This is a genomic window from Mycobacterium sp. 1274761.0 (assembly GCF_001668615.1).
GTDB lineage: Bacteria > Actinomycetota > Actinomycetes > Mycobacteriales > Mycobacteriaceae > Mycobacterium.
Window position 1 is genome coordinate 1 of record NZ_LZMC01000046.1, and the last position, 22818, is coordinate 22818.

The 22818-nt window shown below is 67.3% G+C and carries 20 protein-coding genes; 9 read left to right on the top strand and 11 right to left on the bottom strand.

Going from position 1 to position 22818, the window contains the following annotated elements; translation table 11 throughout:
• The coding region (locus A5651_RS07985) for a multicopper oxidase domain-containing protein (RefSeq protein ID WP_066977927.1) at positions 1 to 2997 on the bottom strand (2997 nt) is incomplete at its 3' end.
• 91 nt (positions 2998 to 3088) lie between these two features.
• Between A5651_RS07985 and A5651_RS07990 the strand changes: the two genes are divergently transcribed.
• Positions 3089 to 3739: a GAP family protein gene (locus A5651_RS07990; protein WP_082943641.1), complete on the top strand. Its 651-nt coding sequence runs from the start codon at positions 3089 to 3091 to the stop codon at positions 3737 to 3739.
• Here the strand turns inward: A5651_RS07990 and A5651_RS07995 are convergent.
• A complete protein-coding gene (locus tag A5651_RS07995; RefSeq protein ID WP_082943642.1) occupies positions 3734 to 4363 on the bottom strand; it encodes a TetR family transcriptional regulator in 630 nt (209 codons plus the stop codon). The two genes, A5651_RS07990 and A5651_RS07995, sit on opposite strands and share 6 nt — an antisense overlap.
• Positions 4364 to 4461: 98 nt before the next feature.
• Here A5651_RS07995 and A5651_RS08000 point away from each other — a divergent pair, with 98 nt between their 5' ends.
• From A5651_RS08000 to A5651_RS08015, 4 genes are read left to right on the top strand one after another with little or no spacing between them, the layout of a single operon-like run.
• Complete coding sequence (locus A5651_RS08000; protein WP_066977935.1) at positions 4462 to 5484, top strand: hypothetical protein; 1023 nt, start codon at positions 4462 to 4464, stop codon at positions 5482 to 5484.
• 11 nt (positions 5485 to 5495) lie between these two features.
• On the top strand, positions 5496 to 6662 hold the full coding sequence (locus tag A5651_RS08005; protein ID WP_066977938.1) for an FAD-binding oxidoreductase: 1167 nt from the start codon (positions 5496 to 5498) through the stop codon (positions 6660 to 6662).
• A gap of 15 nt (positions 6663 to 6677) precedes the next feature.
• Positions 6678 to 7745: an NAD(P)-dependent alcohol dehydrogenase gene (locus tag A5651_RS08010; RefSeq protein WP_231988614.1), complete on the top strand. Its 1068-nt coding sequence runs from the start codon at positions 6678 to 6680 to the stop codon at positions 7743 to 7745.
• A 22-nt stretch (positions 7746 to 7767) separates the two neighbouring features.
• The gene (locus A5651_RS08015) at positions 7768 to 8676 is read left to right on the top strand and encodes an aldose 1-epimerase (protein WP_066977941.1); all 909 of its coding nucleotides are present in this window, start codon (positions 7768 to 7770) and stop codon (positions 8674 to 8676) included.
• Here A5651_RS08015 and A5651_RS08020 read toward each other — a convergent pair whose 3' ends face one another.
• From A5651_RS08020 to dnaK, 4 genes are read right to left on the bottom strand one after another with little or no spacing between them, the layout of a single operon-like run.
• Positions 8677 to 9084: a heat shock protein transcriptional repressor HspR gene (locus tag A5651_RS08020; RefSeq protein ID WP_066977943.1), complete on the bottom strand. Its 408-nt coding sequence runs from the start codon at positions 9082 to 9084 to the stop codon at positions 8677 to 8679.
• On the bottom strand, positions 9084 to 10280 hold the full coding sequence (dnaJ, locus tag A5651_RS08025; RefSeq protein WP_066977946.1) for a molecular chaperone DnaJ: 1197 nt from the start codon (positions 10278 to 10280) through the stop codon (positions 9084 to 9086). Before dnaJ ends, A5651_RS08020 begins: the two co-directional genes overlap by 1 nt.
• 48 nt (positions 10281 to 10328) lie before the next feature.
• Positions 10329 to 10955 (bottom strand): nucleotide exchange factor GrpE, encoded by a 627-nt coding sequence (gene grpE / locus A5651_RS08030; RefSeq protein WP_066977948.1) that lies wholly within the window; start codon positions 10953 to 10955, stop codon positions 10329 to 10331.
• Positions 10952 to 12823, bottom strand: coding sequence for a molecular chaperone DnaK (gene dnaK / locus A5651_RS08035; RefSeq protein ID WP_066977951.1), 1872 nt, complete (start codon positions 12821 to 12823; stop codon positions 10952 to 10954). Before dnaK ends, grpE begins: the two co-directional genes overlap by 4 nt.
• 319 nt (positions 12824 to 13142) lie before the next feature.
• Between dnaK and A5651_RS08040 the strand changes: the two genes are divergently transcribed.
• Together A5651_RS08040 and A5651_RS08045 are read left to right on the top strand one after the other, a co-directional pair.
• Positions 13143 to 13685: a hypothetical protein gene (locus A5651_RS08040; protein ID WP_066977954.1), complete on the top strand. Its 543-nt coding sequence runs from the start codon at positions 13143 to 13145 to the stop codon at positions 13683 to 13685.
• Between the two features lie 25 nt (positions 13686 to 13710).
• A complete protein-coding gene (locus A5651_RS08045) occupies positions 13711 to 14643 on the top strand; it encodes an LLM class F420-dependent oxidoreductase (protein WP_066977957.1) in 933 nt (310 codons plus the stop codon).
• A gap of 159 nt (positions 14644 to 14802) precedes the next feature.
• On the opposite strand, the gene A5651_RS25245 is transcribed toward A5651_RS08045, so the two are convergent.
• Positions 14803 to 15090, bottom strand: a complete 288-nt coding sequence (locus A5651_RS25245; RefSeq protein ID WP_066977960.1) for a hypothetical protein — start codon at positions 15088 to 15090, stop codon at positions 14803 to 14805.
• 59 nt (positions 15091 to 15149) lie between these two features.
• On the opposite strand from A5651_RS25245, the gene A5651_RS08055 reads away from it, so the two are divergent.
• Positions 15150 to 15668 carry a hypothetical protein gene (locus A5651_RS08055; RefSeq protein WP_066977963.1) on the top strand — a complete coding sequence of 173 codons (519 nt, stop codon included), beginning with the start codon at positions 15150 to 15152 and terminating at the stop codon, positions 15666 to 15668.
• Here the strand turns inward: A5651_RS08055 and A5651_RS08060 are convergent.
• From A5651_RS08060 to A5651_RS08075, 4 genes are all read right to left on the bottom strand, one after another.
• Positions 15665 to 17146 carry a dynamin-like GTPase family protein gene (locus A5651_RS08060; protein WP_066977966.1) on the bottom strand — a complete coding sequence of 494 codons (1482 nt, stop codon included), beginning with the start codon at positions 17144 to 17146 and terminating at the stop codon, positions 15665 to 15667. The genes A5651_RS08055 and A5651_RS08060 overlap by 4 nt on opposite strands.
• A 45-nt stretch (positions 17147 to 17191) precedes the next feature.
• Positions 17192 to 19045 (bottom strand): dynamin-like GTPase family protein, encoded by a 1854-nt coding sequence (locus A5651_RS08065; protein ID WP_066977969.1) that lies wholly within the window; start codon positions 19043 to 19045, stop codon positions 17192 to 17194.
• A 77-nt stretch (positions 19046 to 19122) separates the two neighbouring features.
• The gene (locus tag A5651_RS08070; RefSeq protein ID WP_066977971.1) at positions 19123 to 20172 is read right to left on the bottom strand and encodes a hypothetical protein; all 1050 of its coding nucleotides are present in this window, start codon (positions 20170 to 20172) and stop codon (positions 19123 to 19125) included.
• Between the two features lie 266 nt (positions 20173 to 20438).
• On the bottom strand, positions 20439 to 21011 hold the full coding sequence (locus A5651_RS08075; RefSeq protein ID WP_066977974.1) for an IniB N-terminal domain-containing protein: 573 nt from the start codon (positions 21009 to 21011) through the stop codon (positions 20439 to 20441).
• Between the two features lie 217 nt (positions 21012 to 21228).
• Between A5651_RS08075 and A5651_RS08080 the strand changes: the two genes are divergently transcribed.
• Positions 21229 to 22818: Hsp70 family protein (locus A5651_RS08080; RefSeq protein WP_066977977.1), on the top strand; the 1590-nt coding region annotated here is incomplete at its 3' end.

Below are 22818 nucleotides of genomic sequence, written 5' to 3' on the forward strand. Positions count from 1 at the left end.
GACCGTCGCGCCGGGCGTGGCGCCGGAAAACGGTGCGAACGAGGCGATCTGGGCATAGCTGGCGTTGCCGTCGTGATGGTTAGGGTTGTCCAGGTAGACGGCGGGTTCACCGTCGAGCTTCGACCCGTTGGACCAGACGCGCACAGTGCCGTCACCGGCGAGTTGGCTCGTGACGATGCTCATCGCGCCGCCTTCGGCACCTGCCACCCACCCCGTCGACAAAGCGACACCGTCTGTGTACGCCTGGTCATACGCCATGAACTGTGCGGTCATCTTGGGGTCGTTCGGCTTGCCCGAATGTTGTTGCCTAGCAGTGCCTTCGGCCTGCGCCCGCGCCGTAGGGGTGAACAGGTCCCACCGGAACGACTTGACCAGCGGCGCTTCGCCTGGTCCGGGTGCGGTCACCACGCTCTGCCTGCCCGACCCGGCTTCGATCATGCCGGTGGCGAGCTGGACACCGGATCGTGAGCCGGGGTATGGGGTGAAGGTCGAAAACACCTCCGGGGCCTTCTCCCTGTCAGGCGGCAGCGTCGACGAGAACACCTTCACCTGAGATTCCCTGCCGGGTCCGGTGCCGACGATGATGTTGTCGGCCATCGCGTTTCCATCGATGTCGGTACCGGCGACGGTCACACCACCGGTGAAATCGGCCTCAAACGGTGAGAAGCGGGTGAGCTCGGTCTTGAACACCCCGTCGACGGTGTTGTTGCCGTCATAGGCGACCACCTCCGGCGCCGCCCCCTTGCCGGTTCCGGCGATCAGATCGAGGATCCCGTCGCCGTTGACGTCGGCCATCGCCACCGACGGCGTGCCCTCGAAGGCGGGGAACGGGAATACCGTTTGAAGAACCCTGTCGCCGTTGCCATCCCGAACCTGGACAGATGCCGGCCTTCCGTGGGATCCCGGGATGGCCACCGCGTAGGTGGAGATCTCGGGGATCACGTTGATCAGTGCCATCAAGCCGTTGTCTTCATGGTTGAGGCGGTGGCAGTGGATGACGTAGGTGCCGGCGAACTCGAGAAATTCCTGGCGCACGGTCAGGCTTGCCGGCGTGCTGACGACGTGCCGGTCGTCGAAAATAGGCGCGGGCACGTTGACGTTGTCGACGCCCCAGGGCTGCACGCCCGTCTTGCCCCGGTTCGGGTCGTCGATCGCGATCACCTGAAAGTCGTTGACGTGGACGTGCATCGGGTGGGCGTCGTTGTTGAGGTTGGTGATCAGCCACTCTTCTACGGAGTTCAGCCGCGGCTGGATCAGCGCGACGTTGGGGAATGCGCTGTCGTCGAATTGGTAGATGACGGCCTTGGGATCGTTGTTGCTGGCCTTGTCGCCGCCGATGGTGTCGGTGATCGTCAGAGCTCGTTTGACGGCGGGCGTCATCACGGCGGTGTCGACGAATGACGTGTAGGCGTCGAGGTTCTGGCCGGGTTCGAACGCCGTTGTCTGCCCCTGGCCGCTGGTGTCCGGTGTCGCCCGGATCAGCGTCTGGGTCGGGAACACGAAGAAGCCGTCGGCGTAGCTGATGTACTTCGGATCCACCGTCAAGGTGCCGAGCACAGCGGGCGGATTGTTAGTGCCGTTGTTGGTGTACAGCACACCGGGATTCACGATCTTCGTGGCACGTGGATCGGGCGGGAACTCAAGCACCAGGTCGCCGTCGTTGGGCATGGTGACGGCGATCGCGTACCGCGAAGCCGGTGGGATGGCGAGCGTGGTGCCGTCGCCATAGACGGGCCTGCCGACCTGAAGGTACGGGTTGCCGTCCTGGCCGACGATCGAGAACTTCGGGTGGTTGCCTGTGGCGGTCTCGGTCAATCTGACCGTCATGTAGGCGATGTCGCTGATGTTGGCGACGACCCAGACTTCCGTCTGGCCGGGCTTGATCTTCAGCTCGGGCTGGAACTGGCCGTTGACAGTGAACTGGACATCGCGTTCGTTTTCCGGCAGAGACGGGTCCTCACGGATCTTCTCGGTCGGGCTGTCGAAGCCGATCAGGTTCGACGGCATGAACTGCGTCTGCCCGCGGTTGTTGTGCGGCGACAACGGACCCTGGTACCAGGGCGTGATGTATTTGGCTCCCATCGTGGTGTCGGCGATGTTCACCGGTGCCAGGCTCGGCTGATAGGTCCCGTCGGCCAGTTGCGCACCATCCGGCGGCTTGAGCGTGCTGACGAACTGCGGCCAGCTGTAGTTGTTCAGCTGGTGTCCCCGGCCCTTGCGGTCGAAAACGTAGTTATATTGAATCGCCATGTCCCGCACCGGAATATGGTTCTTGGTGACCAGCGGCAAATTACCGTCGGGGCGTCCGATCTCGAGCAGTCCGGCAAGGCCGAAATAGGTCTGCTGCGCGGTCATCGTGTGCCGGTGGCTGTGGTACCAGTACAGGCCGTTGGGCATCGTCGACGGCACGTCGTATGTGTATGTGTTGCCCAGGCCCGCCGGGATCGACAGCAAGACGTTGTCGGCATTACCCGCCGGGCTGACGTGCAGGCCGTGGGTGTGCAGGTTCAGCGGCGACTCAGTGAGCTGCGGCGGGTAGACGGGCACCCCGCCGCCGTTCGGGGTGAAGGCGGGGTCGTAGTAGTCCTGGATGGTCAGGCCCTGAAGGTCGTTGTCGTAGTGCACGATCAGTTTCTCGCCGGGATCGACCCGCAGTGTCGGACCCGGATACAGGTTGTCGCCCTTGGCTGATCCGTTCGAGCTGGTGCCCTTGACGAGGTCGTAGCCATACGTCAGGAAGTTGGTCACGGATTGGGTGACGGTATCGAGGGCGACGGTGGATTGGTGAGCCGAGAGCCGGACTTCGAGGACGCCGTTCTTACTCGATAGCCGCACGGGTTCTCTGAACGGCGCGGGATGCCCGTCGGGTCCCGCGTTGACGCCGGCCTGCGGCGCGGGTGCGGTCCGCTCCTTGCTGCACGCGGTCGCCACCGCGACCAGCGAGACGATGAGGGCGAGCGCGACAAGAACGACCGAGTGGACCCGAAGACGCTGCATAGCGCCCCTCATTTCAGGATGTGGATACGAAACTCAGCAAAACACTACCGAGGGAAACTGACGTGGGTAGCAAATTTGCTACCTTCCACAGGTGCTGACCGACCTCGTTCCGCTGGCGCTGGTGATCGCGCTGTCGCCGCTGTCGGTCATCCCTGCGGTCCTGGTGCTGCATACGGCGCGCCCGCGACCGACAAGCCTGGGCTTTCTGGCAGGTTGGCTCGTCGGGCTCGCCTCATTGACCGCGCTCTTCCTGGCGCTTTCTGGCTTGGCGGGCGGGTTGCGGGACAAGCCACCGAGTTGGGCGTCGTGGGCGCGCATCGTGATCGGTGCGCTGTTGATCGTCTTCGGCATCTACCGATGGCTCACCCGTAACCGCTCCGGCCACACCCCCGGCTGGCTGCGCAGCGTCGGCAAGCTGACCCCGCTCCGCGCGGTGGTGACCGGGGCGGCGTTGACCGCCGCCAACCCCAAGGTGCTATTCATTTGCGCCGCAGCCGGTTTGGCGATCGGCTCGGAAGGCCTCGACGGCGTCCGCGTGTGGCTTGCCATCGTCTGCTTCGTCACCGTCGCCGCGTCGACGGTCGCGCTACCGATCCTGGCCTACGTCATCTTCAGTGATCGGCTCGACGAGCCGTTGGCACGCCTGCGGGATTGGATGGAGCGACAGCACGCCACGCTCGTCGCGGCCATCCTCGTCGTCCTCGGACTGTTGGTCCTGTACAAGGGAATTCACGGGCTATAGCGTCGGCAGCCCGAGTTCGTCGGCCGGGGCTGTCAGATACCGGGTCACCGACGGAGCGACCAGCGCGACGACGTCGTCGGTCGCCAGGCTGGCGAGCGGCGGAATCCGCATGACGTAGCGCAGCATCGCTGTCCCGACGAGGTTGGTGGCGGCCAGCATCGCCCGCAGCCTCGCCTGCTCCCCGCCGCCGAGCGCACCCGACACAGCGGTCAGCACATAGTTCTGCATGAATGCGCGGAACGCCTCGTGCGCGTCGGAGTTCGACGTGGCCGACTGCAGCATCGCCACCATGCTGGCGGCGGTATCGGCGTCCTCCCACACCGCGAGGTACGTGCGCAACATCCGGGTGCCGATGTCGTCGTCGCCCTCGGCCACCGCCGCAACCAGCGCATCGGGATCGACGATCAGCCGCAGCGACTCCCGAAAGAGTTCGGCCTTCGACCCGAAGAGATACAACACCATCGACGGGTCGACGTTCGCGTCGTCGGCGATCGCGCGCAGCGTGGTCTTCTCGTAGCCCTCGGTGGCGAACCGCCGCTTGGCAGCCCGCAGCACCGCATCGCGGGACACCGGCTCACCCTGCCGCCTACCGCGGCGCCGGCCCGTCTGCGCTGGTGGAGCCATCTTGAAAGCCTAACATTTCAGTATCTGTTGAAATATTACGGCCACCGGGTTACGCTCACCAACGAACAGAATTCAACATCGGATGAAAAGAGTGGGCAATGACAACGCAGTCGCTCCCCCAACACACTCACCACGCCGCTGCAGCGCACGAACCGCCCGCCGCACTGCGCGCCACCGGCATCCTGGCGGCACTGATCACGGTCGTCGCGATCGTCGCGCTCGCCTTCGCGCTGCCCGCTGCCCGCTCCAAGCCGCACGATGTGCCGATCGGCGCGGCGGGCCCGCAGGCGGCCAGCGGCCAGATCGCCGACATGCTCGAACAGCGCGCGCCTGGCGCATTCGCGGTCACCTACTACCCGGGTGAGGCCGCGTTGCGAGAGGCGATCCGCAACCGCGAGGTCTACGGCGGCATCTCGTTGGGCCAAGACGGACCCGCCCTGCTGGTCGCCACCGGTGCCAGCCCGACCGTCGCCCAGCTGTTGACCCAGGTCGGCACCGGCGTCGCCCAGCACGCCGGGGTCGCGCTGCGGACCGACGACCTGGCCCCGCTGACCGCCGACGATCCGCGCGGTGCCGGCCTGGCGGCGTCGGCGCTGCCCATCACCCTGGCCGGTGTGCTGCCCGCCGTCGCGCTGGTGCTCGTGCTGCGCCGTGAGGTGTGGACGCGCCTTGCGGCCTGCGTGGTGTCCGCCGCAGCGGCGGGCTGGACCATCGCGGCGCTGCTGCGGTATGTGCTCGGCTCGATCGACGCGAACTTCTGGGGGGTGGCCGGTGGGCTGACGCTGGGGATACTGGCCGCCGGGCTGACCATGCTGGGCCTTGGTTCGCTGTTCGGTCGGATCGGGTTGGCGATCGGCGCCGTGCTCGCCCTGCTGGTCGGCAACCCGCTATCCGGTTTGGCAAGCGCACCCGAGCTGCTCCCCAGCGGATGGGGTGCGCTGGGGCAGTGGCTGCCGCAGGGCGCCAACGCCACGCTGCTGCGCTCGACGGCGTTCTTCGACGGTGCGGGTGCCACGACGGCGATTGTCGTGCTCACCGTGTGGGCCATCCTCGGCGCCGGGCTGACCATCACCGCCGCTGTGCGGACCAGCCGGGTGCGCCGGGAGGCGGCCGATACCTAAACTCGGGCGGCGTGGGACTCGACGACCGCGACGGGCTGCGGATGCTGCGCGACGCGGTCGATCCATGCCTGGGCGGGCAGGACGTGATCCGGCAGCTCTACGCCAAGTGGTTCGCCATCGACATCGCGGTGCGCGACCTCTTTCCGCCCGACCTTGACGGCCAGTACAAGGTCTTCAGCCACGCGCTGACCTGGCTGTTCGGCGAACTCATCGAGCAGCGGGCCTCCGAGCCGGTCGCCTTCCTGGCCCAGCTGGGCCGCGATCACCGTAAGTACGGTGTGCTGCAGAGCCACTACTTCAGCATGCACGAGGCGCTCTACACGACCCTGCGCAGCCACCTGCAGCACAACTGGGACGACAAGCTCGACGACACAGCCCGCGCGGCGCTACAACTGTTCATCGGGGTGATGCACGGCGCCGCCGACGCCGAGCAGGGCCCGCCCTTCTGTGACGGCACCGTCGTCGAGGCCAACCGGGTGTCCCGCGACATCGCGGTGGTTCGTCTGCAACTGGATCAGCCGCTGCCCTATTACCCCGGTCAGTACGTGACCGTGCAGGTTCCGCAATGGCCCCGTCGCTGGCGCTATCTGAGCCCCGCGATGCCGTCCGACCCCAGCGGCGCCATCGAATTCCACATCCGATCGGTCACCGGCGGGATGATCAGCCCGGCCATCGTCGCCGAAACCCGACCCGGCGACCGGTGGAGGTTGTCGAACCCGCACGGCGGCATGCAGATCGACCGCAGCGGCGAAGACGTGTTGATGGTCGCGGGCAGCACCGGGCTCGCGCCCCTGCGCGCACTCATCATGGACCTCACCCAGTGGGCCGAAAACCCGCGCGTGCATCTGTTTTTCGGCGCGCGGTACCCCTGTGAGCTGTACGACCTGCGCACGCTGTGGCAGATCGCTGCACACAACCCGTGGCTGTCGGTGTCGCCGGTGTCGGAGTTCGCGCAGGATCCGCCCTGGGCGTCCGACTATCCCGACGTACAACCGCCCCGCGGCCTGCACGTGCGCCAGACCGGACGGCTGCCCGAGGTCGTCACCCGGTACGGAAACTGGGGGGACCGCCAGATTCTCATCTGCGGTGGCCCCGACATGGTGACCGCCACCAAAGACGCACTGATCAGAAAAGGTGCGCCATCCGAACGCATCCAGCATGATCCCTTGGGGGGCTGACAGGAAGACGACCAGATGGCGACCATGCGTGCGGCGCGGATGTACGGCTACAAGCAACCGTTGAAGCTCGAAGAGATCCGGATCCCCGACATCGCGCCCACCGAAGTACTGGTCAAGGTAGGTGGAGCGGGTATGTGCCGCACCGATTTTCAGCTCATCGACGGCTACTTCGAGGCCAACCTGCCGTTGGAGTTTCCGGTAACACCCGGACACGAGGTCGCGGGCACCATCGCCGCGGTCGGCTCGGAGGTGCCTGCCGCCGCGGGTCTGGCCGAAGGCGATCCGGTCGCCGTGTTCGGCCCGCACGGCGACGGAACCTGCCGTCAATGTCACGGCGGCAACGAACAGATCTGCAACCAGGGCCACTGGATCGGCTTCGGGCCGCACGGCGGATACCAGGAATACGTCCCGATCGACTACCGGCAGGCGATCAAGGTAAGCAAGGCGCTGTCGCCGGTGGCGTTGGCGCCGCTGACCGACGCGGGCCTGACGCCGTATCGCGGACTGAAGAAACTGCGGGCCGCGGGTGTTCTGCAACCCGGCGCGACGCTGGCCGTCATGGGTGTCGGCGGCCTCGGCGCGTATGCGGTGCAGTACGCCAAGCTTCTCGGGGCGGGCGCAACCGTGGTCGCGTTCGCCCGCAGTGACGAAAAGCTGGCGCTGGCAAACGAGAACGGCGCCGACCACACCATCAACACCCGCGGCAAGTCCGACGACCAGGTCCGCGATGCGCTCGAGGAGGCCACCGGCAGGCGTGAGGTCGACGCCGTCATCGAGTGTGTCGGCGCCGAGGATTCGGTGCGGTTGGCATTCGCTCTGCTGGCCACCGAAGGGGCTGTCGCATCCGTCGGGCTGGTCGGCAACCGCATCGATGTGCCGCTGTTTCCCTTCGTCGGCAGGGAGTTCTCTTTCTTCGGCTCGTTCTGGGGCAATTTCAACGACCTCACCGAAGTCATCGCGCTGGCCGAAGCGGGCAAGATCAAGGACTCGGTGACCGAGGTGCGCTTCGAGGGCGTCAACGACCATATCGACGCATTGGCCCGCGGCGATTTCGTGGGCCGAGCCGTGATCGTCTACGACTGATCCGCGTGGCAGGATCGCGTCCATGCCGGAATTCGAGTCCGTAACGCTGCGTGATCCGGCGTCGGCGCTGACGGCGACGTACGTGCCGTCGGCCGGGATGATCTGCACCTCGCTCGCCGACGACGGCGTGGAGTTCCTGGGCCAGCGTCGCGGTCTGGACGCCTACATCAAGAGCGGAAAGACTATGGGAATTCCGCTGCTCTATCCGTGGGCTAATCGGTTGAGCGACACCACATATCGGGTCGACGGCGGGCAGGTGTCGTTGAGCGTGGGCGCCGGCGGCGTGCGCGCCGACGAACACGGGCTTCCCATTCACGGTGTGCTCGCGGCGTATTCGGGGTGGCTGGTCACCGAAAGATCGGCCAACTCGCTGACGGCGGTGCTCGACTACGCCAGCAGTCCGCGCCTGCTGGCAGCGTTCCCCTTCCCCCACGTGCTGGCCCAGCAGATCACGCTGGCCGACCGCACCCTCACCGTGGAGACGAGGGTAGTTCCGACCACGGCCACGTCCGTGCCGCTGTGTTTCGGCTATCACCCGTATTTCGCGATTCCCGGTGTGCCACGCGAAGAGTGGGTGTTGACGACGCCGGCAATGCGGCGGCTGCCGGTGGATGATCGCGGCATCCCTACCGGCGCGACCGAGGAGTGGAGAGCGGTCAGCGGACCGCTGAAAGCCGCCACCTACGACGACGGCTTCGATCAGGTGCCCGAGGGCGCGCTTTTCGCGCTGGAAGCAAGACGCCGACGCATCGAGGTCAGGTTCGAAAAGGGCTATCTCGCAGCGCAGTTGTTCGCTCCGCGCAAGGAAGACTTGATCGCCATCGAGCCGATGACCGCGCCGACAGACGCGCTGCGCCGTGGTGACTACCGCTGGGCCGCCGCAGGCACGCCCGAGACGGCGCGCTTCTCCGTCACTGTGACCGCTTCTTAGCTACTCGGCTCGCTGTCGCCGCCGAGCGGCTCCGGGTTGCCACACGACGAGTGCCGTGCTCTTCGGCACGACGGCCAGGTCACGACTTCGCTTGGCGCGCAACTGTTCCAGCTCCTCGGCCATCTCGGAAAGCCGGGACTGTAGCGCCTCGACCTGATTTGTCAGCTCGATGATCCGCTTGATGCCGGCGAGGTTGACGCCCTCGTCCTGTGACAGCCGCTGTACCTCGCGCAACAGCTCCACGTCGCGCTGGGAGTAGCGGCGACCGCCGCCGGAGCTGCGCCGCGGACTGACCAGCCCGAGCCGGTCGTACGTCCGCAGCGTCTGGGCGTGCATGCCCGCCAGCTCGGCGGCCACCGAGATCAGAAACGTCCTAGCCGATTCCCTGTCTTCGGACCGCTTGGCCATTACGCACCTGCCCACCCTGCCCGTGGGTCAAACCCACTGGCCCGCTCGGCTTTTGCGTATGCCTCGAGCGCTTCGGCCGCCTCACCCTCGAGTTTGGGCGGCACCGCGACCTTCACGGTGACCAACAGGTCGCCGTGGCCGCCGGAGCGCTTGGGCACACCTCGGCCGCGCACGCGCAGGATGCGGCCGTCCGATGTGCCTTTGGGCACGCGCACACCGACCTTGCCTTCCAGTGTCGGCACCGAAAGGGTGGTGCCAAGGGCAAGTTCGCTGAAGCTGACGGGGACCGTGACGGTGAGGTCGTCGCCGTCGCGGCCGAACACCTTGTCCGCCTTCACATGAACCGTCACATAGAGGTCACCCGACGGTGCGCCACGCAGGCCGGCCTCGCCTTGTCCGGGCAGCCGGATCCGCTGGCCGTCCTCGACACCGGGCGGGATCCGCACGTTGATGGTGCGGGTCCGGGTCGTGACGCCGGTGCCTTTGCACTCGTCGCACGGGTGCTCGATGATCGAGCCGCTGCCCCGGCACTCCGTGCACGGTTCGGAGAAGCCGAACGCGCCCTGGTTACTGTTCACGACGCCGGCGCCGTTACAGGTCGGGCACACCTTCGGGCTGGTACCCGGACGCGCCCCGCTGCCATGACAATTCGTGCACGGCGCCGGGCTGGTCAGCCGCAGCGGCATGGCGACGCCCCTGGTGGCCTCCATGAACGACAGTTCGGTTTCGGTCTCCAGATCATTGCCGCGCCGCGGCCTGCTCGGGCGAGGCTGCTGTGCGCCCCGGCCGAACAGCCCGCCGAACAGATCGCCGATGTTCGCACCGCCGGTTTGGCCGGCGGCGTCGAACAGGTCGTTCAGATTGAACTCGACGCCATCGGAACCATAGCCACCGAATCCGCCGAAGTTGCCGCTGCCGCGGCCGAAGTTGCCGTACCGGCCGCGACCGAAACCGCCATTGGCGAAAAGCCTTCTGGTTTCGTCGTATTCCTTCCGTTTGGCCGGATCGGTCAGCACTTCCTTGGCTTCGGACGCCGCCTTGTAGCGATCTTCGGCCGCCTGGTTGCCGGGATTGCGGTCGGGATGGTTCTCGGCGAGGATCTTGCGGGCTGCCCGCTTGATCTCGTCGGCGCTGGCATCAGAGGAGACGCCGAGCTCGGAGTAGAAGTCCTTTTCAACCCATTCACGCTGGGCCATGCCGCGTCACCTCCTTACCTCTTCGTCTCTCTGTGTGTGATCTTGGGTTTATTCTGCGGCCTCGCCGGTCGCGGCGTCGGCGTTCTCGGCGGTGTGGTCAGCGGTGTCAGCCGCATCGGCCTCAGGCACGGTGTCCACCACGCCGACCAGGGCATGGCGCACCACCTGATCGCCCACCTTGTAGCCGCGCCGCATCACGGTGCCGACGACGGGATGGGTGCCCTCGCCCTCGTGCTGGACCGCTTCGTGCAGCGCCGGGTCGAACTCGTCACCCTCGGCGCCGAACCCTGAAAGACCCAGTCCCTCAAGCGCTGACACCAGCTTGTCGGCGACGGCTTTGAGCGGACCCGAGTCGAGGTCGCCGTGGCTGCGGGCGCGGTCGAGATCGTCGAGCACTGGCAGCAACTGCACGATCACCGAGGACTTGGCCCGGTCGGCCGCGACCTGCTGGTCGCGCAGCGCCCGCTTGCGGTAGTTGGCAAAGTCGGCCTGCACCCGCTGGAGATCGGCGAGCAGTTCGGCAGCCTTGCCGGCTTCCTCTGGTGTGTTTTCGGCCGCCGGCGCCGGCCCACTGGGGGCCGGCCCGGAAGCATGTTGGCGTACTTCGCCGGTTTCGGGATCGACACGCCGTTTGTCGGTGACCGTCACCGGCTCGTGCGGATCGTTCTCGGTCACTTGTTCTCCCCGCTGTTAGGGCTATCGTCTTCCACGACCTCGGCATCCACCACATCGTCCTGCGAGGACGAACCGGCATCGGCAGCACCGCCGCCGGCCCCCTGCTCAGCCTGGGTGGCCTCGTAGATGGCCTGGCCGAGAGCCTGAGACTCCTGGCCCAGCTTCTCCATCGCGGACTTGATCGCAGAGATGTCGGTTCCGGCCAGCGCCGACTTGGCATCGGCGATGGCGGAGTCGACCTTGGTCAACGTGTCCTCGGGAACCTTCGAACCCCCCTCGGCTTCGCGCTGATCCTTGACGAACTTCTCCGTCTGGTAGACCAGCGACTCCGCCTGGTTGCGGACGTCGGCTTCCTCGCGACGCTTGCGGTCCTCCTCGGCGTGCGCCTCGGCGTCCTTGATCATCCGGTCGATCTCCTCCTTGGACAGGCCCGAGCCTTCCTGGATCTTGATCGTGTTCTCCTTGCCGGTGCCCTTGTCCTTGGCGGTGACGTGCACGATGCCGTTGGCGTCGATGTCGAACGTGACCTCGATCTGCGGCACGCCGCGCGGGGCCGGCGGGATGCCGGTCAGCTCGAAGCTGCCGAGCAGCTTGTTGTGCGCCGCGATTTCGCGCTCACCCTGATACACCTGGATCTGCACCGACGGTTGGTTGTCGTCGGCCGTGGTGAACGTCTCCGACCGCTTGGTCGGGATCGTGGTGTTGCGCTCGATCAGCTTGGTCATCACGCCGCCCTTGGTCTCGATGCCGAGACTCAGCGGGGTGACGTCAAGCAGCAGAACGTCTTTCACCTCACCCTTGAGCACGCCGGCCTGCAAGGCGGCGCCGACCGCGACGACCTCGTCGGGGTTGACACCCTTGTTGGGCTCCTTGCCGCCGGTCAGTTCCTTGACCAGCTCGGCCACCGCGGGCATGCGGGTGGAGCCACCCACCAGCACCACGTGGTCGATGTCGGCAACCGAGATGCCGGCGTCGGCGACCACCGACTTGAACGGCGCGCGCGTGCGGTCGAGCAGATCCTGGGTGATCCGCTGGAACTCGGCGCGGGTCAGCTGCTCGTCGAGGAACAGCGGATTCTTGTCCGCGTCGACAGTGATGTAGGGCAGGTTGATCGAGGTGCTCTGCGAGCTGGAAAGCTCGATCTTGGCCTTCTCGGCGGCTTCGCGGAGCCGCTGCATGGCCATCTTGTCCTTGGTCAAGTCGATGCCGCTGGTGCCCTTGAACTTGTCGACCAGCCACTCGACGATCCGGTCGTCCCAGTCGTCGCCACCGAGGTGGTTGTCACCCGAGGTGGCGCGGACCTCCACGACGCCCTCGCCGATTTCCAGCAGCGAAACGTCGAAGGTGCCGCCGCCGAGGTCGAACACCAGGATGGTCTGCTCCTTCTCGCCCTTGTCCAGTCCGTAGGCCAGCGCGGCCGCGGTCGGCTCGTTGACGATGCGCAGCACGTTGAGGCCGGCGATCTGGCCGGCTTCCTTGGTGGCCTGACGCTGGGCGTCGTTGAAGTAGGCGGGGACGGTGATCACCGCGTCGGTGATGTCCTCGCCGAGATAGCTTTCCGCGTCACGCTTCAATTTCTGCAGGATGCGGGCGCTGATCTCCTGGGCGGTGTACTTCTTGCCATCGATCTCGATGGACCAGTCGCTGCCCATGTGCCGCTTGACCGAACGGATGGTCCGGTCGACGTTGGTCACCGCCTGGTTCTTGGCAGGCTGGCCCACGAGCACCTCGCCGTTGCGTGCGAACGCGACGACTGACGGGGTGGTGCGGGAGCCCTCGGAGTTGGCGACGACGACGGGGTCGCCACCCTCCAGAACCGCAACGACGGAGTTGGTGGTCCCGAGGTCGATACCGACCGCACGAGCCATGGTGATCCTCCTGAAATAGCTTTTGTAGGGTCTCGAGTGCGAGCACTCTCTTAAACTGAGTGGACCGGGCTCAAGCCTGCTACCGCCGACGCTCTCGTGTCAAGCCAGACTTGAGTCCGATTCACTCAACTTGTCGATTGGCTCAACGGCGGATGCGTCCCGATTGTTCCCGCGGCCGCCGAAAAACTGTCCGCCCGTCTCGCCGAGTCCTGCCGCAGGGCTGCCAAACCCGCCGATAAACGACCCTCGCGCAGAATTCGATGGCGGCTCCAGGCGCGTCACCGCAGGCATTGGGCCGGCAACTCGTAGCCTGTTCGCGATGACCCCGCGACGGCTGGTGGCAGGTGTACTCGCGGCGAGCGTGCTCCTCGCGGGATGTGGCTCCAACATCCAGGGCAGGCCCGTGACGCCGTCGGCCGAGCCGGCCGAGCCGAGCTTCCCGACGCGCCGGCCCTCGACAAGCCAGCCCAGCCACCCCACCCCGACGCCCACGACGTCGCTGCCCACGCCGCAGCCCGGCGGGCAGGTGCTTCCGCCGGACGACTCGGGCTGGGTCTTCATCCAGACCAAATCCGGCCAGACCCGCTGCCAGCTCAATCAACAGGAAGTGGACTGCGAAGCACAGTTCGCGCAGGCGCCGGTGCAGAACGGCATCCCCGCAAACGGGGTGCGACTGACCGCCGACGGAACGCTGGAATGGGTCGTCGGCAACCTCGGCGACATCCCGGTGCACACCATCGACTACCGCACCTACAGCGCGGTCGGCTGGACAATCGAGGCCACCAAAGACGGCACCCGCTTCACCAACCAAGCCACCAAGCACGGCATGTTCGTCAGCATCGAGCGGGTCCAGGCTTTCTGACCAGCCTGCTAGCTAGGCTGGCACCGTGGATTTCCGCGTATTCGTCGAGCCCCAGCAGGGCGCCAGTTACGCCGACCAACTCGCCGTCGCCAAAGCCGCTGAGGCACTGGGTTATTCGGCGTTCTTCCGGTCCGATCACTACCTCGCCATGAGTGGCGACGGCCTGCCAGGACCCACAGATTCGTGGGTGACGTTGGCGGGCATCGCACGTGAGACGACGACGATCCGGCTGGGCACCATGGTCACGTCGGCCACCTTCCGCCACCCGGGGCCGCTGGCCATCTCCGTCGCCCAGGTCGACGAGATGAGCGGCGGCCGCGTCGAACTGGGGCTGGGCGCGGGCTGGTTCGAGGCCGAACATAAGGCGTACGCAATCCCCTTCCCGCCACTGGGTGAGCGGTTTGATCGCCTGGCCGAGCAGCTGGACATCATCACCGGCCTGTGGACCACACCCGAGGGTGAGACGTTCGACTTCACCGGCACGCACCTGTCGGTCACCGATTCACCGGCGCTGCCCAAGCCCGTGCAGCGGCCGCATCCGCCGATCGTCGTCGGCGGTGAGGGCCCCAAGCGCACCCCGGCACTCGCTGCAAAATTCGCCTCCGAATTCAATGCGCCGTTTTTGCGCCTGGACGCCCTCACAAAGACCTATGACCGCGTCCGCGCGGCCGTGTCCGATGCCGGGCGGATGCCCGACTCGATGACCTACTCAGCGGCGTTCGTGGTATGTGCGGGCCGCGACGACGCCCAAGTGGCCGCCCGCGCGGCCGCTATCAACCGCGAGGTCGACGAGTTGCGCGGCAATTCGCCGCTGGTCGGCACACCTGCCGAAATCGTCGACAAGCTGGGCCCGTTCGCCGACGCCGGCGTGCAACGGGCCTACCTGCAGCTTCTCGACATGTCCGACCTCGACCACCTCGAGCTGGTCGCCTCCGAGGTCGTTCCCCAGCTCCGCTGACCAGGCGTTACCGCAGGTCCCGGGTCTAATATCGGTGGCCGTGACTCGGTCCGATCCTGACGACGAGCCGCCGGGCCCGTGGCACAACTCGACGCCTGCGGTGGTCGGCGCCAGCGCTGCGGCCCTCGCCGTCATCGCGATCGTCGTCGCCGCCGTGATCTACGTGACCGGCCGCCACGAGCCCAGCGCGCCGGTCACCTTCGTCGAGCCGTCGTTTTCGACGTCCGCCTCCCGCTCTCCGACCGCGACGACGACGCCGACGATCACCAGCACCACGCCGCCGTCGACCACGGACATCAACGCCCCACTGACCCCGTCGACCACCTCAGACACCAGCACCAGCAGCGGAACCGAATCGCCGCCGTCCGGCCCACCTCCGTCCACGCGCCGCCCCCGGCCGAGCGACAGCGGCGGGCCCACCACACGGAACCGGCCGCGCACCAACATCACCCGTACGTTGCTGCCGCAGCAGGCCGGTTGATCGCGCGCAGCTACTATCGGTCCCCGTGGCGAGAAACGGACCCCCGGACGACCCGAACTACTACTCGGACGACGAGCCCACCGCCTACGCGGCCAACTACGGCGAGTACGGCGGCTACGACCAGCCGGGCGTTCCACCAGAAGAGCCGGTGCCCTGGTATCGCAAGCCCCCGGCTCTGATCGGATTCGGGGCGCTGGTCGCGCTGTTGATCGCGGCCATCGTGTGGTTGTCAGTGAACCTGCTGTCGGATTCATCGGAGAGCACCGACACCACGACCACCAGCCCGACGACGACCACCACCACGGCGACGTCGGCACCGGGGGTCGCACCGACCGAGACCGTCACCGAGACGACGACGCCGCCCTCACCAAACGCCGAGACGACGACCGAGGCACCCACCACGACGACCGAACCCAGCGTCAGCACGTCGGTCAGCACCTCGGTCAGCACCAGCGTCAGCACCGTGACGGTCTCACCGCCCGCGAGCAATCCGCGTATCCCGCAGCTTCCGCAGATCCCCGGGCTGCCGGGCTCCGGCGGCTAGCGCTGGGCGGCGTATTCGGCGACGAGCGCCTCGGCGCTGCGCACCGCCGCGCGGCAGACCCGCGTGGTGAACGGGTCGTTGAGCGGATGGTCGGCGCGGCGGCGCCACCGCTGCGCAGCTGCGAACGCCGCGCGCGGCCCGTCCGACAGGTTCTCGGGTGACAAGCCCAGCCTGCTGGCCGCATCGGTTCCCGAACCGCCGATGATGCGCCGCAGCGACGCCATCTCGTCGTCGTTCAATGTCGTTGCCCGCGAACGCAATTGGCTCAGCAGGCGCAGCTCCTCGAAGGCGTGGGTGTCGGCGAGCAGCGGATCGATGTCGGCGATGATGTACGGCGTGGCGTAGATCGGATTGTTCTGCACGAACTGCCGCAGCGACAGCAGGGCGGTGTGGGCCTTCAACAGATCCGACCGCTGAGCGAACTGCTGATCGATGACGTCGCGCAGCGCGACCAGCCCGCTGCGCTCCAGCAGTTCGTCAGCCAGGCCGATCGAATCGGTGATGCCCGCCCGCAGCACCGCGATCGAGATGCGCAACCCGAACATGCCGAACCGGTCCAGCAGCGCCGCGCGGGTGGCTGCGTCCACCGGCAGGTTACTGTCCTCGCGCACGAAGCGGTCCGCCGACAGCATGGCCTTGGCCAACTCGGCGGCATCAACCGCGGCGAGCTTCTCCAGAGCGACGTATTCGCTCTGCCGCAATGTGCGCGCTGTCAGCGCCAACAGCCCCGACACCGGCACCACGGCCTGGCAGATGCCGGTCTTGTCCATCTCGGCGGTGTAGCGCTTGGCCACGTCGCGGGCCGACAGCATGGCGTCGATGCGGCCCGCGCCGATCTCGTCGGCCCGCGACGCCACCCCGATCACCCCCAGCGCTCCCGCCGACCCGCCGACCAGCTCACCGATCTGCTTGAGCAGCGCGATGTCGGCGGCGTTGAGAGTGCGCAGCAGAAAAACCACCGCGTCGACCCGCGGCACCCCGTCCTCGGGGACCAGCAGCTGAAGGGTCCGCTGAGAGACATCCCGCGACAGCGACGACGTGCCGGGGGTGTCGATGATCGTGGTGTCGATCAGCTCGGCGGCCGGCCACTCCACGTCGAGGTCGACCACGTCGTCCGGATTCAGCCGGGACAGGTCGAACGTCAGCCCGCCGTTGCGGGCGATCGGCACGTTGGACCGTCGGCCGCCGCGGTGGTTCGCGGTGACCTTCGGGGTCGGGCCGTTGCGGAACCAGGTCACGATGCGGGTGGCCTCGGTGGCGTCGGTGGGCGCAATGTCCTCGCCGACAAGCGCATTCACCAATGTGGATTTGCCGGCTTTGAGCGTTCCGGCGAGCGCGATGCGGATCGGCTGGTTGAGTCGGCGGCCGATCCTGTCCAGCTCGTTGTGGACGTCGGGGCGCTGGCGGTACGCCGGGTCCGCCCGGTACGCCTGAATGGTGCCGCCCAGGATTGCGCGCACCTGATCGCTCGTGTTCATAGTCACTGAGCAGCTTATTCACCCGACCTGTGCGTCGCGGGTGGGCTACCGCGCCAGCGGCTGGGCAGCAGCCGGTGCGGCAGTGGCGAGCCGCTTCGCGTGGTCGGTGACCTGGCCCAGGATGTTGAGCTGACGCTCTAGTTCGGCGACCCTGCTGTTGCGTTCGTTCTCCTCGAGTTTCGCCGCGGTCAAGGTGGCCTGCAGCGATTCGTTGAGCGAGCGGGTGGCCTGGTTGGCGATGCCGCGATAGTGGTCGCGGATTTGCCGCTGGATGCCTTTGAGCCGGTCGCGTGACTCCTTGCCGACGACGAACGCGACGTCGTCGATGAACCGCCGGACGTTCATCTTCGCCTCGCTGCGCACGCGCAGCATCCGGTTCTCCATGTCCTCCTTGTATGCCTTGCGGCCCAACAGAAGCCCGGCGCCCAGCGACAGCGGGTTGAACATGCCCAGCCCGGCGAAAGAGGTCAGCATGCCGAACATCAGCACCCCGCCGTAGGAACCGCGCATGCCGGTGACCACCTTGTGGCCCGCCTTGATCGGCTTGGCCTCCAGCCGCGCCAACGACTTCAGCTCGCCGAAGCCGGCGCCCATTTCCCTGGCATCGATCTGCGGCATCTTCACCGCTTCCAGGCCGACCTCGACGAATGTGCGGCCCACCTCTTCCGCGAGCGCCTCGGCGCGCTGATATGCCCAGACGAAGTTGTCGCCGACGGCCGTGGCGACCGCTTCCTCCAGCTCGGTGCCGATCTCGGCCCAATGATTGGTCGGGTCGCAGGTGTCGATGACCTTCTCGGTGTGCTGGGTGATGGCCCGGAATCTGGCGCGCAGATCGTGATCGACATCGGAGGTCAGGTCGGCGATCCCGTCGTTGAGGACCTGCTGCCACAGTGCCGTCTGCTGAAGCGCCTCTTGTGCCTCGTCCTTGCGCCGTTCGAGCTCGTCCTTCAACCGCTCCCTGGTGTCGGGATCGTTGAGGGCCGACAATTCCGATTCCGCCTTGAGCACCAAATGCTCTGCAGACGAACGGATCTCAGCAAGAACCTGGTCGCGGATACGGTCGTTCTCTCGGGTCAGCACCTTCTCGCTGAGGAACTTAATGATGGCCGGGAAATTGGACTCCTCGTTGAGTTCCTTGTCGCTGTGGGTCAGCGCATGGCTGCGCAGCAGCGCCGAGGCGGGAATTAACGGGATGGGTAACCCGGCGCGCTCCAGGTGCGCCCGGTTGGCCTCGACGATCTGGCGCCAGTGGGGGTACAAATCAGTCTTGGTCGCGACAATCGCTGCCACCGGGCAGATTTCGTAGGCCTGCCGGATGAAGGTCATCTCCGGCTCGGTGAACTCCTGGCTGGTATCGCTGATCATCAGCATCGCGTCGGCGTCGGGCAGCAGGCCCAGCGTCGCCGACAGGTGCGGCTGGCCGTGCCCGCCGACTCCAGGGGTGTCGACGAACGCCAGCCCGTGCTTGAGCAGCGGGCTGTTCGCGGTCACCTCCGCACGCAACACCTCGCGGCCGCCGGCCTCAGGCGCGCGACGCAGATCATTGCGCAGGTTCGCCGGCGGGATTGGGATCGCGGCCGGTTCGCCGCCGTCGGGGGCGGCCACGATCAGCTGAGCTGTCACCTGTTCGGAATAGGACACCACGGTCGCCACCACGGTGGTCTCGTCATCGCCGACGCGGGCCACCGGCACGTTGAGCAGTGAATTGAGCAGCTGGCTCTTGCCCTGCTTGAGCTGTCCTGCGATGACGACGCGGATCTGCGGGTCGGCGATGCGGACGCGGGCCCGGTCGAGCCGCTGCGCCAAGTCCCCGCGCTGATTGGCCTCGGCGATCTTTTTGGTGTGGTCGATCAGCTCGAGGATGACTTTGACCTGGCGCGGGTCGTTCGGTTGCGTCATGGTGTCCCCACGGTAGACGTGCCAACTGGCGGGGACCGGATAACGGTCCCCGCCAGTTGCGCTGTGCGGTTATCGGGTCAGAACAGGTGATTGTCGACGTGGGTGTCGACGTGGTTGTGCAACGAGCTGTCGTCGTGGCTGGCGTCGACGGGACCGTTGACGTGGTCGACGTGGGTGACGTCGCCGCCGAGCGCGGTCTCGTTGTGCTCGTTGCCGACGACAACCGGGGCGATCGAGTGCGGTGCATCGACGTTGTTGACGTCGTGGCCGGCCGACTGGTTGTTGTTGTTGCTGTTGGCCTGGTTGTTGCTGTTGGTGTTCTGCGTTGGCGCGATGATCACGCCGCCGCCGGAACCACCGGCAGCCGCACCGCCGCCGCCGCCGTGGCCGCCGACATCGATCAGCCCCCCGCCGTGGCCGCCGGCATTGCCGCCCACCGCGCCGCCACCGCTGGTGTCGATGTCGCCGACCTGGGTGTTCTGGCCGCTGCCGGTGTTGGTGGCGACGTCGCCGCCCGCGGTGGTGTTGACGTCGTGGCTGCTGTCGTGCAGGTGGTTGTCCTTGCCACCGGCCTGCACATTGGAGCCCTGCCCGGCATACACGTCGCCGGTGTTGGCCCCGCCGTTGTGGTCGCCGACAATGTTGCCGTCGCCATGCACGCTGGTCGTGTCGATGTTGCCGGCTTTGCCGGTGTTGACCACGGCGCCATTGGAGGCGTTGATGTCACGGCTGAAGTCGAAGTCCAGATCGAAGTTGCCGACGCCCTGCTGAACGTCCTCGCCGGCCCGCGGGCTCCCGATGTCGTTGTGGCTGGCGAACTCGGTGTCGTTGTGGCTCGCGAAGTCGGTCTCGGGAGCGAACACCCGCTGCGGCGCGAAGGTCAGGCCGCTGTTGTCGGCGACCGTGTGCTGCAGCGCCTGAATCGGGTTGTCGAATCCGTAAAGAGCGGCCGGAGCCACCACCGCCGAAGCGGCCTGGGTCAGCTGCGCCTGCGTGACCGCGGTGCCCATCGCCTGCGAGGCGGCCTGCGTCGGGTTGTTCACGAAGGCGCGCACGTCGGAGGGATCGGCGCCGGGGCGGGTCAGGCCGAGCAGCCAGTCGAAGAGAAGAGAGATGGGGTTCGTCATCGGAAGTGCCTTTCGGTATGGGTTGCGTTGCGGTCGTCACCGGGTTGTCCGGCGATCTGGAGACAACGGTATGGACGCGGCCACCCCGCGGAAACGGGGGCGACACCCCTCCCTACGGGGCACCGCTCAGGGATTCGGGGATAGCCCCCATTAGGGGATTAGGGGGACGTACGGGGGCGGGTATCCGACCAGGTCATGACGTATTTTACAGACGAAAACGGCGCGGCCACTTTGGCCGCGCCGTCGCCGAGGTGTGGTCTGGGAACTCAGTCGAAGATGTCGAAACCGGTGTCGCCGGCGTCCAGGTGGTGCTGGGCATCCTGCTGGGCATCGTCGACAAGCGACTGCCAGTGGGTGTCGGCGGCGTCGCCAACGAGCGGCGCGTCGTCAATGATTCCGTCGCTGACGTGGGCGGACGGGTCGTCGATGGACACCACATCCGGAACTCCCGCGTCGTGTACGGCATCAATATCGGGGATACCGGCGTGCAGCGAGTCGGCGGGCTGATCGATCACGTTCGCTGCGACGCCGCCTCCGTCGTCGATCGTCGGGACGGACAGGTGGTCATCGAACGCATCGAAGGCGTCGAACGCCGCGGTCGCCGCGCCGCTGTTCCATACATTGCCGCCGGCATCGCCGATCAGCGAGTCGGCGCCCACCGTCGGCGCCCCCATCGACAGCGACTCCGAGACGACCGGGATGAGCGCATTGACGTCTGCGCTGGTCACATCGGTCAGGTTGGCGGCGTGGATGGCCCCGGCCGGGTCGGCGGCATACTGCGCGGCGGCGTCGGGGTCCCGCACCAACGACATGACAAAGTCGAGTAGCGGATTAGCCATGACACATCTTCTTCCCCCTGGGCATTCGTCGGGCCTACGCCCATCGGTTAGCTCGATGCTATGCACCAGCACCGCGGCGGGGATCGGTGCCGAACCCTCCACCGCACCCATCCCGTTAGGGGACTCGCCGTTAGGGGCTGGGCGGCATTAGGGGGATTGACCCATGTGGGCGGGTGGGGCCGCTATCGTGATGGGCGGCCGAGAACAGGAGAGGTGCATGAGCGATTCTCTCGGGTTGTCCATCGGAGCGACGAACCTTGTGGCCGCGCGCGTCGGTCGGCCGCCCGTGATCCGCCGTGCGGTGCTGACACTGTTCCCCGATCGCGTGCCCGAGGTCGGTGTGCCCGCAGAGAATCCCGCGCTCAACCAGCCCGGTGTTGCGCTGACCGGTTTCGTGGAACGCGTCGGCGACCCGGTGCCTCTGGTCGCTGCGGACGGCAGTTCGCACCGCGGCGAAGCCGTGCTCGCCGACGCCCTCGATGCCATGGCCCGCACTGTGGACGGCGGGGCGCCCGTCGCCATCGCGGTGCCCGCGCACTGGGGACCGGCCGCGCTGGGGGCACTGCGCGGAGCCCTGCGCACCAAGCCGAACCTGGCCCCGGGCGGCGTGCCTGCCACCTTGATACCGGACTCGGTGGCCGCACTGTCGGCTCTGCAGTCCGCACCGGGATTGCCCGCGGGTGTCGTGGCGCTGCTCGACCTCGGCGGCAGTGGCACCAGCATCACGCTCGCCGACGCCAACGCGACCCCGGCGCCGATCGGCGACACCGTGCGCTACGCCGAGTTCTCCGGCCACCACGTCGACCAGGCGGTGCTCAACCATGTTCTGGCCGGCGTGGCCGCGGCCGACGACGCCGACCCGGCGGGCACCGCGGCAGTCGGCTCGCTGGCGCGGCTGCGCGACGACAGCAGACTGGCCAAGGAGCGCCTCTCGTCGGACACCGCGACCGTGGTGCCGGTCGATCTGCCGGGCTTCCGCTCCGATGTCCGGCTGACGCGCACCGAGCTCGAGAGCCTGATCGCCGCGCCGCTCGCCGGCCTGCTCGCTGCCGTTCGAGAGACGTTGGAGCGCAACAACATCCAGGCCGCCGACCTCGCTGCAGTGGCGACCGTCGGCGGTGGCGCAGGCATTCCGTTGGTCACACAGCGGCTGTCGGAAGAGTTCCGCGTCCCGGTCATCACCACCCCGCATTCGCAGCTCAATGTGGCGGCGGGCGCGGCGCTGCTGGCCGACCAGGTCCTCGACGCCGACGCCCCGACCGGTCTATCCGCCGCGGCCGACGCCACCGGAATCGCCCCCGCCGCCTGGGCGGCCGGAGCGGCCGGGCTGGCTGCAAGCGAGTCGGCGGCCGACGGTTCGCCGTCGGCGACGTTCCGCGCCTTGGCGTGGTCGCAGGATGACGCGGCCGGTGAGGAGCCGGTGCCCTACACAGGGGCCGACTACGCGGCCGACGCCTACACCGGCCCCACGGGCCCCCGGCCGCCGATGGCGTTCGCTCCCGGCGAGGAACCGCCTTACGAATCCGAACCAGCTCCGCTGCCGTGGTACAAGCGGCCGACCCTGCTGTTCGGGATCGCCGCGGCGGCCGCGGTCCTCGCCATCGGCGGCCTGGCGGTGACGCTGACGGGCAACAGCGGCGTGCTGGGGCCGGTCACCGAAACCAGCACGACGTTCTCTTTAGAGCCGACGTCGGGCCCGCCGCCCACATCTGTCGAGCCGACGACCATCACGGTGACCGGCCCCAGCACGCCGCTGTTGCCCGTCAGCGTCACCGCCAGGCCGCCGATGGCGAGGACCGCGGCCGGG

What these genes read in the sequence shown, in the direction of transcription:
- A5651_RS08040 (WP_066977954.1), top strand. Translation starts at nt 13,143, where the DNA reads ATGACCCCGCGACGGCTGGTGGCAGGTGTACTCGCGGCGAGCGTGCTC.
- dnaK (WP_066977951.1), bottom strand. Translation starts at nt 12,823, where the DNA reads ATGGCTCGTGCGGTCGGTATCGACCTCGGGACCACCAACTCCGTCGTT.
- A5651_RS08065 (WP_066977969.1), bottom strand. Translation starts at nt 19,045, where the DNA reads ATGACGCAACCGAACGACCCGCGCCAGGTCAAAGTCATCCTCGAGCTG.
- A5651_RS25245 (WP_066977960.1), bottom strand. Translation starts at nt 15,090, where the DNA reads ATGTTGGTGCGCGGCCGGTTCCGTGTGGTGGGCCCGCCGCTGTCGCTC.
- A5651_RS08070 (WP_066977971.1), bottom strand. Translation starts at nt 20,172, where the DNA reads ATGACGAACCCCATCTCTCTTCTCTTCGACTGGCTGCTCGGCCTGACC.
- A5651_RS08000 (WP_066977935.1), top strand. Translation starts at nt 4,462, where the DNA reads ATGACAACGCAGTCGCTCCCCCAACACACTCACCACGCCGCTGCAGCG.
- A5651_RS07995 (WP_082943642.1), bottom strand. Translation starts at nt 4,363, where the DNA reads ATGGCTCCACCAGCGCAGACGGGCCGGCGCCGCGGTAGGCGGCAGGGT.
- A5651_RS08060 (WP_066977966.1), bottom strand. Translation starts at nt 17,146, where the DNA reads ATGAACACGAGCGATCAGGTGCGCGCAATCCTGGGCGGCACCATTCAG.
- A5651_RS08075 (WP_066977974.1), bottom strand. Translation starts at nt 21,011, where the DNA reads ATGGCTAATCCGCTACTCGACTTTGTCATGTCGTTGGTGCGGGACCCC.
- dnaJ (WP_066977946.1), bottom strand. Translation starts at nt 10,280, where the DNA reads ATGGCCCAGCGTGAATGGGTTGAAAAGGACTTCTACTCCGAGCTCGGC.
- A5651_RS08010 (WP_231988614.1), top strand. Translation starts at nt 6,678, where the DNA reads ATGGCGACCATGCGTGCGGCGCGGATGTACGGCTACAAGCAACCGTTG.
- A5651_RS08015 (WP_066977941.1), top strand. Translation starts at nt 7,768, where the DNA reads ATGCCGGAATTCGAGTCCGTAACGCTGCGTGATCCGGCGTCGGCGCTG.
- A5651_RS08020 (WP_066977943.1), bottom strand. Translation starts at nt 9,084, where the DNA reads ATGGCCAAGCGGTCCGAAGACAGGGAATCGGCTAGGACGTTTCTGATC.